Origin of the sequence: Mycobacterium sp. (assembly GCF_965277065.1) — a bacterium.
Classification (GTDB): domain Bacteria; phylum Actinomycetota; class Actinomycetes; order Mycobacteriales; family Mycobacteriaceae; genus Mycobacterium.
Genome location: NZ_CBDIBT010000019.1, coordinates 730,800 through 743,272 on the forward strand (window position 1 = coordinate 730,800; position 12,473 = coordinate 743,272).

The following is a 12,473-nucleotide window of genomic DNA, read 5'->3' on the forward strand; positions in this document are numbered from 1 at the left end:
CGCCGGCAAGTCCCAGACCCGCGGCGATAGCGGTCGCAGCTGCAATTTGTTTGATGTTTATCACCGACTCCTGGTACCACCCACACGCCCTGAGCTAAACCTTTAGCTGGCAAAACTTGTTATGAGTTGCTGTGAATAAGCTTGGTATTGAATAGGTTTCAATACCAAGCGAAACCCGCGTTGACGTTGACGTAAGTGCTCTGGTCTGGGACCGGGCGACCAGATGAATCCGTGAGCCATCGACCAGCAGCTGAAGCAGTCGTCCCGACCGAGGCGGCTGAACGCGATCCGCTTCAGATTCATGTCGCATGCCCCACCACGTCGTTCGGCGGGCAAAACGCCGTCCGCGGGCGTGTTAGCTGCAGATGTGCTGTCAATGGGCTTGATATTGACTGATTAACCTGGCCGCAGGGCGACGGCGCGGGTTTCGGGGTGCGCTACCGTCATCGGGTGGCAAAGACCGGCAAGCTCGTTGGCGCCCTGAGCCGTCGCGGCCCGCACCGGGTGTTGCGCGGTGACTTAGCCTTCGCCGGCCTGCCGGGTTTTGTCTACACGCCCGAGGCGGGTTTGCACTTACCTGCGGTGGTGTTCGGCCACGATTGGCTCACCGGCGCCGCCCGGTATTCGGGTTTGCTGGAGCACCTCGCGTCCTGGGGCATCGTCGCGACGGCTCCCGACACCGAGCGCGGAGTGGCGCCGTCGGTATTGAACCTCGCCTTCGACCTGGGCACCGCGCTGGACATCGCCGCCGGGGTGCGGCTGGGGCCAGGCAAGATCAGCGTGCATCCCGACAAGCTCGGTGTGATCGGCCACGGCTTCGGCGCCTCGGCAGCCGTGTTCGCCGCCGCCGGGATGAAGACCAAGCCCAAAGCGGTGGCCGCGGTGTTCCCGACGGTCACCACCCCGTCGGCCGATCAGCCGGCCGCGGCGCTGCGGGTACCAGGTGTGGTGTTCAGCGCACCGGGTTCGGCAAAGACACTGCGCTCCAACGCTATTGAACTCTGGCAGGCTTGGGACGCCGCGACGCTGCGCATCGTCAACAAAGCCCAAGCTGACGGGCTTGCCGAAGGACGCCGGTTGGCCACGGCGCTCGGCCTTGGCGGCCCGGATCGCAAGACACAGAAGATCATTCGGGCGCTGCTGACGGGTTATCTGCTCTACACGCTCACCGGCGACACGACGTATCGCGACTTCGCCGACCCTGACGTCCAGCTGCCGAAGACCTTGCCCATCGGCGAGGAAGCCGCACGATTGACGCCGGAAGAGAAGTTCGTCGCGCTGATCAAGGGCTGAGTCACTGGCCCACTTGTGGCAGCTGGTCCTCGGCGATCTCGCAGGGTGTTGACCCGTCGTCCGCCGGTGCCGTTGCCGGTGCGGACTGCTCGGCGGGCAACGGCGTATCCGCCGGCGGGTCGACCTGTTGCGCGGCCGGCTCGCCGACGACTTCGGCTGCGGCGGTTGGATTTTCGACCACCGGCGGCTCGGGCACGGCTTCCCCGGTGCTGGGCGGCCCGTCCGCGTCTGGCTTGTCGGTGTCTGCATTGTCGGCGTCATCATCGACCAGCGGATCGTCGGTATCGTCGACGTCGACAGGGTCATCTCCGGCGTCGGGACTTCCGCCCAAGCCGCCGGCCAACGAGCCCAGCAGGCTGCCGATACTGTCGACGATGCTTCCGACCACACTCCCGATGCCGCCTGTCATACCACCCAGCCCGCCGAGACCACCTGCGCCGGCGGACAACCCGGCAGCGTCGCCGAGTGGATCGGCCGGTTCCGGCGGCATCGAGGCAGCGGCGTCGGGTTCATCCGCTGAAGGCGCTTCGGGTATCGACGGCGATGGACTCGCAGCAGCCGCCGGAACGGTCGGCAATGGGCCGGCGGGCAGCGTTACCGCCGCCGGCGTCGCGTCACACTCGTCGTACGCCGGTTTCCAACTCGGTCCAAGATCGCCGGGGATGTCGAAACACACGTCACCGGTCGATGCAAGCGAATGGATGGCGGTGTCGTAGGACGACGCCACCGAGGCATTCGCCGAGCACATCGCGGCGAGCCAGTCATTGCGAATATCGTTGTCCACGTACGGAATGACCTGACGGTGCACCACCACTTCGGCCGCCGACCGGTCCCCCGAACCTGCCGTGACGGCATGCGCGGCGGCCAGCCATGCCGAGCGCTCCGCCGCCCGACGTTCGTCGATCGCGACTGTGGTCGCGACCTTGCCGTCGACTGCTTGCCACACGTCATCACGCAGTGTCGCGCAGTGCTCGGCGGCGGCGCGACCATGCGAGGCGACCTGCGCCGCGACGTCGCAGTGCCGCTGTAGGAATCGCATCGCCGACTCGGCGCCCGAACCTCGCCACGCCGCCGCCAGCTCGGTGACCTGCGTGCGCTGCATCCACAGCGCCTCCTCGATCGCGCTGACCGCGGCACGGAGTTCGGCGGCATCCCCGTCGAGCACCCGCAGGTCGAGTCCGGCTTCGGTGTCGTACCAGTCCCCCACCTGCGACGGATGCGCGGTCAGATCGGGCTGCTGATAACCCACCGACTGACAGGCCCGCACGTAGGTCTGGGTGTGCTCGACCGCCTGCCTGCCTTCGGCCAGCCGCGCGGCCACGTCATAGCTATCGGCCAATTGTGCCGCTCCTCCTCATAGGCACCGCCCCTGCGGCGCATGGTCAGGTCGCCGGCACGCCGCCATCAGGCGATCCGCGCGGCGGCCAGCTGATCGGCCTCCTCATAGCGATCCGCACTCGCCCGCAGCGCCGCCGCCACCTCCATGCTGGCCCGCGCCCACTGGGTCAGCTCAGCACCGAGGCGATGCAGGGCGAACCGCAATGCGTCGCCCTGGCCGATGTAAGCACGGCCGGAGGTGGTGCCGTCGAAGGCCAACCTGCCGAAATGGGTGCGCACCGCGCCGTCGATCAGATGTGCCGCGTCGTCAAATCGATTCGCGACGGCATGAACAGCTGCAGCGTCGACAAATGCGTCTCGTTGTGCCATAACAGTTTCGACGCAACGAGTCGCGCGAAGGTTCCGCTCTAGCGGGTGGCGCGCACCATGTCGGCGACGTGGGCGGCCAGCCGGTGCGCAACGTGCTCGTCGTCGGCTTCCACCATCACCCGGATCATCTGTTCGGTTCCCGAGGGTCGCAACAGGATTCGACCGGTGTCGCCGAGTTCGTCTTCGACCTGCTGCACCGCGGTTTGCACTGAGGGCGCGGCAACGGCGGCGGCCTTGTCGGAGACGTCGACGTTGATCAGCACCTGCGGCAGAGTGTGCATCGCGGAGGCCAAGCCGGCCAGCGAGGTCCCGGTCTGCGCCATCCGCGACATCAGCCGCAGGCCGGTCAGGATGCCGTCGCCGGTTGTGGACAGAGTGGGCAACACGATGTGTCCGGACTGCTCGCCGCCGAGGCTGAACTTTCCAGATCGCAGCTCTTCCAACACATATCGGTCACCGACCGCGGTGGTTCGGACCTTGACCCCGGCGGCGCGCATCGCCAGGTGCAACCCGAGGTTACTCATCACGGTCGCGACCAGAGTGTTGCCGGCCAGTTCGCCGGCTTCCTGCATGGCCAGCGCCAGGATCACCATGATGGCGTCGCCGTCGATGACCTCGCCGGCCGCATCGATGGCCAGGCAGCGGTCGGCGTCGCCGTCGTGCGCCAGCCCGAGATCGGCGCGGTGTTCCAGGACCGCCGAGCGCAGCACGTCCAGATGCGTCGAGCCGCAGCGGTCGTTGATGTTGAGGCCGTTGGGTTCGGCGTTGATTGCGATCACGCGCGCACCCGCGGCGCGGTAGGCCCGCGGCCCGGCGGTCGAGGCGGCGCCGTGAGCGCAGTCGACCACCACGGTCAGACCATGAAGCGGGACGGTGCTGGCTTTGCCGACCTGACGCAGGTAGCGGTCCAGCGCATCCTCGGCGTCGATCACGCGGCCGATGTCGGAGCCGACGGGACGCAGCCCGGGTCCGGACGCGACCAGATCCTCGATCTGGTCTTCGGTCGCGTCGTCGAGTTTGTGGCCGCCCGGCCCGAAGATCTTGATCCCATTGTCGGGCATCGGGTTGTGCGACGCGGAGATCATCACGCCGAAGTCGGCGTCGTATTCGTGCGTCAGGTAGGCCACGGCCGGGGTCGGCAGCACGCCGCAACGCAGCGCATGCACACCTTCGCTGGTGAGGCCCGCGATCACCGCGGCTTCCAGCATTTCGCCGCTGGCGCGGGGATCGCGGCCGATCACTGCGACTCGTCGTCTACCGCTGCCCGGCCTGGTCAGCCGGCGAGCAGCGGCGGCGCCGAGCGCCAACGCGAGCTCGGCGGTGAGTTCGCGATTGGCAACCCCGCGGACGCCATCAGTGCCGAATAGTCGACCCATGCGGTCAAACCTCTCACAGTTGGTGACCGCGCACACAAACGACAAAAGGATTCGCCGGAGTGCCACCCAACTGGTACGCGGCCGTGATCGCCGCCTGGATCAGCGCTTGCTGTACTGCGGCGCCTTGCGGGCCTTCTTGAGGCCGTACTTCTTGCGCTCAGTTGCACGCGGGTCACGCGTCAGGAAGCCGGCCTTCTTGAGCGCGGGCCGGTCATCAGGCTGGACGATGATCAGCGCCCGGGCGATGGCCAGACGCAGCGCGCCGGCCTGGCCGGACGGCCCGCCGCCGTCGAGGTGGGCGAAGACGTCGAAGGCGTCCACCCGGTCGACGATGACCAGCGGGGCCTTGATCAGTTGCTGGTGCACCTTGTTCGGGAAGTAGGCCTCCAGGCTGCGGCCGTCGAGGTCGAACTTGCCGGTGCCAGGGACCAGGCGAACCCGGACCACGGCTTCCTTGCGACGGCCGACGGTTTGGATCGGGCGATCGATGACGACGGCGTCCCCGCGCGCGGCCGGGGTTGCGGCGGGCTCGACGGTCTCAGTGGCCGCTTCGACGACGGTTTCAGTCTCAGTTGCTGCGGTCTCGGTCATTACTGGGCCACCTGCTTGATCTCGAACGGAGTCGGCTGCTGAGCGCCGTGCGGATGCTGCGGACCGGCGTAGACGTGCAGCTTCTTCTTGATCTGCCGGCCGAGCTTGTTTTTGGGGATCATGCCGACGATTGCCTTCTCGACGACCCGATCGGGGTGCTTTTCCAGCAGCTCGCCGATCGTGCGGCTGCGCAGACCGCCGGGGTAACCCGAGTGGCGGTAGGCCAGCTTCTTTTGCAGTTTGTCGCCGCCGATGGCGACCTTGTCGGCGTTGACGATGATGACGAAGTCACCGCCGTCGGTGTTGGGCGTGAATGTCGGCTTGTGCTTACCGCGCAGCAGAGTTGCTGCCGCGACGGCCAGGCGACCGAGCACCACGTCCTGGGCGTCGATGACGTACCACGTCCGCGTGGTGTCACCCGCCTTCGGCGCGTAGGTGGACACAGCGCTACCTTCTCTTTCTCGGGTGGATCCCGGTGACCCGGGTGCCGGTCAGACGTTTGCGGCTTTGAGATGTTCTCGGCGACCGACATTGACCCGAGTCCCGGCGTACCGCACGCCAACGGAGCAGCTTACCGGCGGATATCCGCGCAGGTCAAAACGCGACCTGGAGAGCTCGCGGGCAGCGCTGACGCCCCCGGAATGCGAATCCCCGAACCTGATATGCGCGCCATAACTTGGCACAGCACAAGGTACATAAAATCGCGGTGACTTTAATTCCGAGTAGGTCAAGATGCCAAACGACGAGACTATTGGGCCGCAGCAGGCTGACCGCGCGATCGTCGACAAGCTCTGGAGCAAGCGCGCGGAGCTTCTGTGGGGCCTCGTCGTCGCGATCTTGTCGCTGACCTTCGTCGACCCGGTGGTGTTGATCGGTCTCGCGTTGGTGCTCGCGACGATCGTCGCGGCCTGGGCGGGGTTTTATGAGCTCATGGACCGCGCAAAGCAAGACGATGCGCAACACACGCCGTGGCAAGGCCACCACGCCGCTTAAGAGTTGGCCAGTTGGCTGACGCGTTGAGGCGAAATGTCGAGAAGTGCAGCGATATCGCGAACGGGTACGCCTTGCGTGACCAGCCAATGTGCATATTCTCGCGCCTGATCGACGCTCGTTCGCTCTAGCTCGATGGCCTGCGCGCGCAGGTCCTTGATCTCGCGGGCAGGTTCGAGGAGTTCACGGTTAGCCGGCGCTTTGACTCGAACGCTGACGACTTCAACGATGACTTCCCCCAGCGGAATCCCGCGATCGAGTGCAATGTATTCGCGAGCCATCGTGGGCGCCTCGGAAAGCCGGCGGGCCTGAGTCAGGCCCTTGACCTCGGGGATGTGGACCATCCACCAGCGGCCTTCGCGCGTGATGTCGACCTTGTACTCATGCATCAGGAATCCTCTTTGCTGCGTTCTATCGCCTTATTCACTTGATGGACGACGCCTGCCGAGATCATGCGATGTCCTGTCGCTACGACCACGTACGCACCAGACTCTCGGTGGCTCCATTTGGTGTGACTGCCCCTACCGTCGGATTCACGAACCCCGCATTGCGCAACCGCTTCACGACCGAACGCGAGGGTTGATCACTCACCACGAGAATAGTCCACCTAGCTTGACTGTTTCTAGTCAACTTTCCTAGACGATGATGTTCGCAGGTCGGCTGCCCGCGCCTTCAGCCGCCGAAGTGAACTGCGCGGTCCCGCCGGTCTCTCCTACCGACGGAACCGCGCAGAGCTTTATGGGATCAGCGTCCCGGCTGGGTCCACACGCCGGCCGCCCGATGGTCCGCCGCAGCAACATCGTCGGCGCCATCCCTTACTGCGTTTCCCAAGTCGACCAAGATTTCATTGAGCGCGGTGGCGGCCTGATGCCACTTGACCTGCTCGATTCGGTACGCGGTTGCAGCTTCGCGGGTCCACATTTCTTGCAGCGGCGCGACCTGCGCCCTCAATTCCTGCAGTGCGGCGTTGAACCGCGCCGACGCGGTGTGGATCTCTCGGCGAACAGACCCTTCGATCTCGTTGAAGTTGTACGACAGTCGCGTATCCATTGGCGGCCGGCCTCACAAATTTCCGGCGGCAGCGCCGATATGCAACGCATGGCTGTCGGCCGCTTCCCGTAGCGCAACTTCGTTGTAGCGAATGGTCTCCGCGATGCTGTGCAGAGCTTGGTGCAGCCTCATCGACTCCGTGTTCCACCGTTGCACGACATCTTTGAATCGGGCCGCTGCAGTGCCACCCCACACGGATTGCGGCACACCGCTCACGCGGCCGATGAACGCCTGCAGCGCCGCGCGGATCTCCTCATTGCGGGTATCGATCACCGCAGCGACCGAGCGCATGAGATCGAAATCGGTGCTCAGTGCATTGCCGCCCGTCGGTGCGCTCACTGGTTCCTCTTCCCGCCGATGACCGCGGGCCCGCCCGCGCTGACAACAAGTAAGACTCAAGCCTGCGTGGGCTGGTTCCCACCAGATTCAGTTCACAGCCCGTGCCGATCGGACTGCCACATCACATTCCGGACGCACCATGTCGTCGCGACCGCTGCGGCTTTGGCAGCCGACGCTGATCCGTACCGCTTTGTCGACCCAGACCGTCCAACGGATGTCATGGGCCGCCCGAACCTCTCGATAGGTCACTGCCGGATGTCCTGCACTCCGGTCCGACGGGTTGAAGTCGACGAATACGCCGGCCGGCGCTGCGTCAACCGCACTTTTGAGGAACTCCGCCGTCGCGTCAAGACTGGACAGGGCGACCCGCGACTGGGTCACGTGCAAGGCCACCTCAGGATCTGTCGGCGATGTGATCTGCAACCGGGCGGAACCCGGGCCGGCGACAATGCGTCGCATCGTCCATCCGGTGGGGACCTCAACTGCAAGGTGCCCTTCCATCACCAACGTCGTCGGCAGGTCCTCGTGAGTGGGCGGCTCGGTGTGACGTTGCAGTGCAACAACACTGGTGATGAATGCAATGACAAGCACCAGCATTGTGAGCACCCGTCGACTGCGATGCGCTCCAGCATGTGCACCGGGATCGGTGTCGAGGCGTTGCTGGTCTTCCGATGTGAGCGCTCCAGCGAGCCGTGTCATTCGAGTGTCGTCTGCGAGTATGACGTTCATTCCGCAAGCGTCCCGCAGCCTTTCGGCTATGGACGCCGCCAGTGTCGCGGCGCCGGGCACCGTTAACGGTGCGTCGATGACCACGGTCTCCGTGGTATCGGAGGGCGGCGTTAGGACCGAACGCGCGACTGCCTCGGCGACCTCGACCTGGTCTCGACGACGGGTCTCGGCCGCAGTTGTGGTGCCCGTGAGAACAACGAAGTGTTCGGCGATTTCCACGACTAGGGTGGCACGCTCAGACTTGGATAGCGATGCGTGGGCAAGTAGCCACGACCGCGGCCGAAGCTCGCTGGCGCCAACAAGAGTCCGCGCGGCCGCGCTGACGACGCCGACGCGCGCCGGTGACCACCAAGACGGGTGAACGACGATCACATGCTCGGCAGTGCCGCAGTCGATCGACTCCAAGACGTCTTCCCATATCGACGCAACGGCGACGGGTCGAAGGTGGACCAACGCGACATGGTCGTCGATGCTCTCGAACGCGGCCCGTTCCGCCTCTAGGTCGACGACTGTGTCTCCGCCGCAACATAATCGACGCACCGACCTCGGTCCGACCTCGATGACATGCGACCTCACGGTTCCGGTATCCAACCGACCTGGATCGACTGTGGGCCGCCACGACGAGTGATCAATACACCGCGTCCGGGCGGTAGCTGAGACGGGCGCACCGGCCCGACAGTCAATCCCTCCTCCGGACTTGCACTCATCAGCAACGTCATGCAACCCGCATCGCGCATGCCGGCAAGCAGTGGCTCGAACATCGCTCGTGCCGCGCCGCGGGTGCTGCGCGCCACTAGAAGATGCAATCCCAGGTCTCGGCTGTACGGAAGCATCTCCAGCAATGGCGCCAGCGGGCTACCCCCGGTCGTGGCGAGCAGGTCGTAATCGTCGACCACGACGTAGATTTCCGGCCCCGACCACCACGACCTGCTGCGTAGTTGCATGGGCGTGGCATTCGGAGGAGGCATCCGCCGGCGCAGCATTTCGGTCAGCCGCGGCATCGATTCGCCGATCGCGTCGGCGGACGCCGTATAACCACCGAGCCGCCCGGCTTCAGGCTCGACGGTGCCGAGCAGAGAGCGCCGTGGGTCGACAATGAACAGCTGAACTGCGGGCCTTTTTCTCAGCAGCTCACGGCAGAAGACCCGAAGTGTCGCAGTCTTCCCGCACTCGTTCTCGCCCAGGACCAGAAGATGCAACTGATACGTGAAATCGATCGCCAACGGCTCGAGTTCGTTCTCGTCAATGCCGACGATAAGCCCGGTGTCGGTGGTGCCAACCCGCTCGATCACCTGGTTGTGCTCGATCTGCAGCGGTAACACCGCAATCGGAGGGGCGGTCCAGCCGTCGTGGCGCTGCCGCAGCATCTCCCCCAACCGTGAACCGGCCTCTGTGAGGTCCGAAGTGGAGTCATTGCCGTCGAGCCTTGGTAGAGCGATCAGCATGTGGAGGCCTTCAGGGGTCAGTCCGCGACCGGGTTCACCTTCTGGAACCTGCTGAGCGCAAGAGCGATTCAACTCGGAATCCGCCGGGTCCCCAAGGCGCAACTCGATCCTCGTCCCGATCTGATCCCTCAGCGCCGGCCGGATCTCGGCCCAGCGCGAGGCAGAGACCACGACATGCACGCCATAGGAGAGTCCCTCGCCGGCGAGCGCCGTGACCGAGGCTTCCGCCGTGTCGAGTTCCCTTTGTAGGCTGAGCCAGCCGTCGACAATCAAAAAGAGGTCGCCGAACCGATCGCACAACGGGTCCCGGTTCACCTTGAGCTGTCGGTAACGCTCGATCGATTCGATACCGTGCTCGCGGAACAATGCTTCGCGCGAACGGATGACAGCAGCGAGCCGGGCGAGCGTGCGGCGCACACGCTGCGGGTCGGCCCGTCCGGCGACCGACCCGACGTGCGGCCAGTCGCGCAGCGAAGCCAACATGCCGCCACCGAAATCGAGACAATAGAACTGCACCATTCGCGGATCGTGACTTACCGCCAGCGCGGTGATCAGTGTGCGCAACGCTGTCGACTTGCCAGACCGCGGTGCGCCGACAAGAGCGATATTGCCTGCAGCACCGGACAAATCGATCATCAGGGGCGTGCGTCGCTGCTCGAACGGCCGGTCGACGACGCCGATGGGTGCGGTCAACGCCCCGACCGGGACGGCATCCTGCAGGACGGTGTTCAGTGCGGGCGCCGATCCCAGTGGTGGCAGCCATACCTCGTGTGCTCGTGGGCCGCCGCTGGATACCCGTCCGATGATCGCTTGCAACACTGTGGGGCGCGTAGCCGGATCCCTCTCGACGCTACGGACACACTCGACTGGCCCGGTGGATTCGCAGGTGAACAGGCGGACAGGAGTCGGTCCCGTATCGCGTTGCGGCAGCATGAGCCTGGCGGCGTCGGAACGCTCCGCGAATTGACCGGAGACGAAAGCGGTCTGGAACCGCACCGGCGCATCCGTGCCCACCCGCAGGTAGGCAGCTCCCGGCGTGCCCGGTAGCTCGTAGGCCTCCGACGTGCCGAGCACTATTCGTGACTCGTTGACCGACAATGTTTTCAGGCAGACCCGATACGACAGGTGCGACTCCAGACCCCGCAGTCTGCCTTCGTCAAGACGCTGACTTGCCAGCAGCAGATGCACACCCAGCGAACGCCCCAGCCGGCCGATCGCGACGAAGACATCCGCGAAATCCGGCTGCTGGCTCAATAATTCGGAGAACTCGTCGACGATGATGAACAACGTCGGTAACGGGCCGAATCGCGGGTCCTCCCGTCGCCGGCGTTGGTACGCAGCGATCCCGTCGAGGTTGCCCGCCGCGCGCAGCACCTCTTGACGGCGATTCATCTCGCCCATCAACGCGTCGCGCATTCGACCGACCAGCGCCGCCTTGTCGGACAGGTTCGTGATGACAGCAGCCACGTGCGGCGCGGGCTCGAGCCCGGAGAACGTTGCCCCACCCTTGAAGTCGACCAGCACCAGGTTGAGTTCGTCCGACGAATGACCGACGATCATGCCCAAGGCGACCGTGCGAAGGAATTCCGATTTCCCCGAGCCCGTTGCCCCGATGCAAAGTCCGTGCGGCCCCATGCCGTCGGCGGCGGCCTCGTTGATGTCCAGCTCTACCGGCGTCCCGTCTGCCCTGGTGCCCACCGGCACGCGAAGACTTCTGATCCCCCGTCGAGCAACCGGCGAGTACGCAACGACATCATCGATGCCGACCAAGTCTAGCCACGTCTTCTCGTTGAGCGCTGTGTTCATGCGGGTCGCTCGGTAGCCTGCCAATCGTTGCGCGCACACCAGCGCCGCGGCATAACTCAGCTGATCAGGAAGTGCGGCAACGCCTTCACCCGACACATTGACGACCACCGGTCCGTCGTTGCGGCGTTCGACCGTCAGCATGATCACGCCGTCTGCGGCCCATTCCGGGTCCTCGCATTCACCGTCGACGACAACGACGACCTGCGGGGCGGTTGGGCCATTCCACCGTCCCATCACGTGGCTGATCTCTTCACGGGTGGCCGCCACGGACTCGTACACCATCCGGGACGGCCCGCAGTCGTCAAAAGCGTAGGGATGTCGGTTGTGCGGCAACCATTTCAACCACTCCCAATTCGGTCGGTTGCGGTCGGTCACCGCTGCGGCGATCAGGACCGTTGTCGGACTGTGCATGACGGCCACGTGGCAGATCATGGCGCGCAGAAGTGCCCGCGCCTGCTCTGGGTCGCCGACGACTCTCACGGCCGCAGAATCGCGCAGCGCGATCACGACCGGCGCGTTCGACACCATTGAATGTGTTTTCAGAAAGCGTTGCAACGCAGACGCACCCACCGGATCGATGCGGTTCACCGAGTCCGTGGTGGGCGCAACCAAGCGCGCGGAAAGCGGCTGGGATCCTGTGCCGATCCGCACCTGGCAAAATTCTGCGTCCGCCTGTCGTCGCTCCCACATCCGACGACCCCCTACCAGGGTCCACAGCGTGTCAGGTTCGGGATGGTGCCATACGATTGAAAGGTGCTGTGCTGCAGCGATCTTGAGAGTCTCGGCGCGCGCCATCGACAGATGGTCGAGAAAGTCTGCACGCCGGACATTGATCTCGCTCTGGCGCCGATCCACGCCCGAAAATACCGTCGCGACCGCAGACACAAGCATCATGACCGGAAACATCAAAAACGCCGGATTGCGCGCCACCGCTGACCGCGTGAAGTAGGCCGCCGCCATTGCCACCACCGTCGCGACGGCAGTAAGGATCGGCAGCAGGCGGAACAGATGATTCGGCTGCGGGTGACCGACCTCCGGCGGCGCGGCGACGGCGATGTCGCGGGTCTCGCATACCGGCGGCGGCAATCGCTCGAGTACCGGATACTCCACGGTCGCCTCGCTATCGAACGGCATCCAGCCCTCCATG

12 protein-coding genes are annotated in these 12,473 nt (G+C 65.1%); 2 read left to right on the forward strand and 10 right to left on the reverse strand.

What is annotated here, in order from left to right:
- Positions 1-450: 450 nt before the first annotated feature.
- Positions 451-1,293, forward strand: coding sequence for a hypothetical protein (locus ACQY5A_RS20690; RefSeq protein WP_428342179.1), 843 nt, complete (start codon positions 451-453; stop codon positions 1,291-1,293).
- A 1-nt stretch (position 1,294) separates the two neighbouring features.
- Here ACQY5A_RS20690 and ACQY5A_RS20695 read toward each other — a convergent pair whose 3' ends face one another.
- From ACQY5A_RS20695 to rplM, 5 genes are all read right to left on the reverse strand, one after another.
- Positions 1,295-2,632: a hypothetical protein gene (locus ACQY5A_RS20695; RefSeq protein WP_428342180.1), complete on the reverse strand. Its 1,338-nt coding sequence runs from the start codon at positions 2,630-2,632 to the stop codon at positions 1,295-1,297.
- Positions 2,633-2,697: 65 nt separating this feature from the next.
- Positions 2,698-3,000: a type VII secretion target gene (locus tag ACQY5A_RS20700; RefSeq protein ID WP_428342181.1), complete on the reverse strand. Its 303-nt coding sequence runs from the start codon at positions 2,998-3,000 to the stop codon at positions 2,698-2,700.
- Between the two features lie 38 nt (positions 3,001-3,038).
- A complete protein-coding gene (glmM, locus tag ACQY5A_RS20705) occupies positions 3,039-4,376 on the reverse strand; it encodes a phosphoglucosamine mutase (protein ID WP_428342182.1) in 1,338 nt (445 codons plus the stop codon).
- Between the two features lie 99 nt (positions 4,377-4,475).
- Positions 4,476-4,967 carry a 30S ribosomal protein S9 gene (gene rpsI / locus ACQY5A_RS20710; RefSeq protein WP_428342183.1) on the reverse strand — a complete coding sequence of 164 codons (492 nt, stop codon included), beginning with the start codon at positions 4,965-4,967 and terminating at the stop codon, positions 4,476-4,478.
- On the reverse strand, positions 4,967-5,410 hold the full coding sequence (gene rplM / locus ACQY5A_RS20715) for a 50S ribosomal protein L13 (RefSeq protein ID WP_428342184.1): 444 nt from the start codon (positions 5,408-5,410) through the stop codon (positions 4,967-4,969). Before rplM ends, rpsI begins: the two co-directional genes overlap by 1 nt.
- 289 nt (positions 5,411-5,699) lie before the next feature.
- Between rplM and ACQY5A_RS20720 the strand changes: the two genes are divergently transcribed.
- Positions 5,700-5,960: a hypothetical protein gene (locus ACQY5A_RS20720; RefSeq protein WP_428342185.1), complete on the forward strand. Its 261-nt coding sequence runs from the start codon at positions 5,700-5,702 to the stop codon at positions 5,958-5,960.
- On the opposite strand, the gene ACQY5A_RS20725 is transcribed toward ACQY5A_RS20720, so the two are convergent.
- The 5 genes from ACQY5A_RS20725 to eccCa form a co-directional block, all read right to left on the reverse strand.
- Complete coding sequence (locus ACQY5A_RS20725) at positions 5,957-6,346, reverse strand: HicB family toxin-antitoxin system (protein WP_428342186.1); 390 nt, start codon at positions 6,344-6,346, stop codon at positions 5,957-5,959. The genes ACQY5A_RS20720 and ACQY5A_RS20725 overlap by 4 nt on opposite strands.
- A gap of 355 nt (positions 6,347-6,701) precedes the next feature.
- On the reverse strand, positions 6,702-7,007 hold the full coding sequence (locus ACQY5A_RS20730) for a WXG100 family type VII secretion target (RefSeq protein ID WP_428342187.1): 306 nt from the start codon (positions 7,005-7,007) through the stop codon (positions 6,702-6,704).
- A gap of 12 nt (positions 7,008-7,019) precedes the next feature.
- Positions 7,020-7,319 (reverse strand): WXG100 family type VII secretion target, encoded by a 300-nt coding sequence (locus tag ACQY5A_RS20735; RefSeq protein WP_428343264.1) that lies wholly within the window; start codon positions 7,317-7,319, stop codon positions 7,020-7,022.
- 114 nt (positions 7,320-7,433) lie between these two features.
- Positions 7,434-8,651, reverse strand: a complete 1,218-nt coding sequence (locus ACQY5A_RS20740) for a type VII secretion-associated protein (RefSeq protein WP_428342188.1) — start codon at positions 8,649-8,651, stop codon at positions 7,434-7,436.
- Entirely contained in the window at positions 8,648-12,460 is a 3,813-nt protein-coding gene (gene eccCa / locus ACQY5A_RS20745; RefSeq protein ID WP_428342189.1) for a type VII secretion protein EccCa, read from the reverse strand. The genes ACQY5A_RS20740 and eccCa overlap by 4 nt, the downstream gene beginning before the upstream one ends.
- Positions 12,461-12,473 lie beyond the last annotated feature (13 nt).

What these genes read in the sequence shown, in the direction of transcription:
- ACQY5A_RS20725 (WP_428342186.1), bottom strand. Translation starts at nt 6,346, where the DNA reads ATGCATGAGTACAAGGTCGACATCACGCGCGAAGGCCGCTGGTGGATG.
- eccCa (WP_428342189.1), bottom strand. Translation starts at nt 12,460, where the DNA reads ATGCCGTTCGATAGCGAGGCGACCGTGGAGTATCCGGTACTCGAGCGA.
- rpsI (WP_428342183.1), bottom strand. Translation starts at nt 4,967, where the DNA reads ATGACCGAGACCGCAGCAACTGAGACTGAAACCGTCGTCGAAGCGGCC.
- ACQY5A_RS20730 (WP_428342187.1), bottom strand. Translation starts at nt 7,007, where the DNA reads ATGGATACGCGACTGTCGTACAACTTCAACGAGATCGAAGGGTCTGTT.
- ACQY5A_RS20700 (WP_428342181.1), bottom strand. Translation starts at nt 3,000, where the DNA reads ATGGCACAACGAGACGCATTTGTCGACGCTGCAGCTGTTCATGCCGTC.
- ACQY5A_RS20720 (WP_428342185.1), top strand. Translation starts at nt 5,700, where the DNA reads ATGCCAAACGACGAGACTATTGGGCCGCAGCAGGCTGACCGCGCGATC.
- glmM (WP_428342182.1), bottom strand. Translation starts at nt 4,376, where the DNA reads ATGGGTCGACTATTCGGCACTGATGGCGTCCGCGGGGTTGCCAATCGC.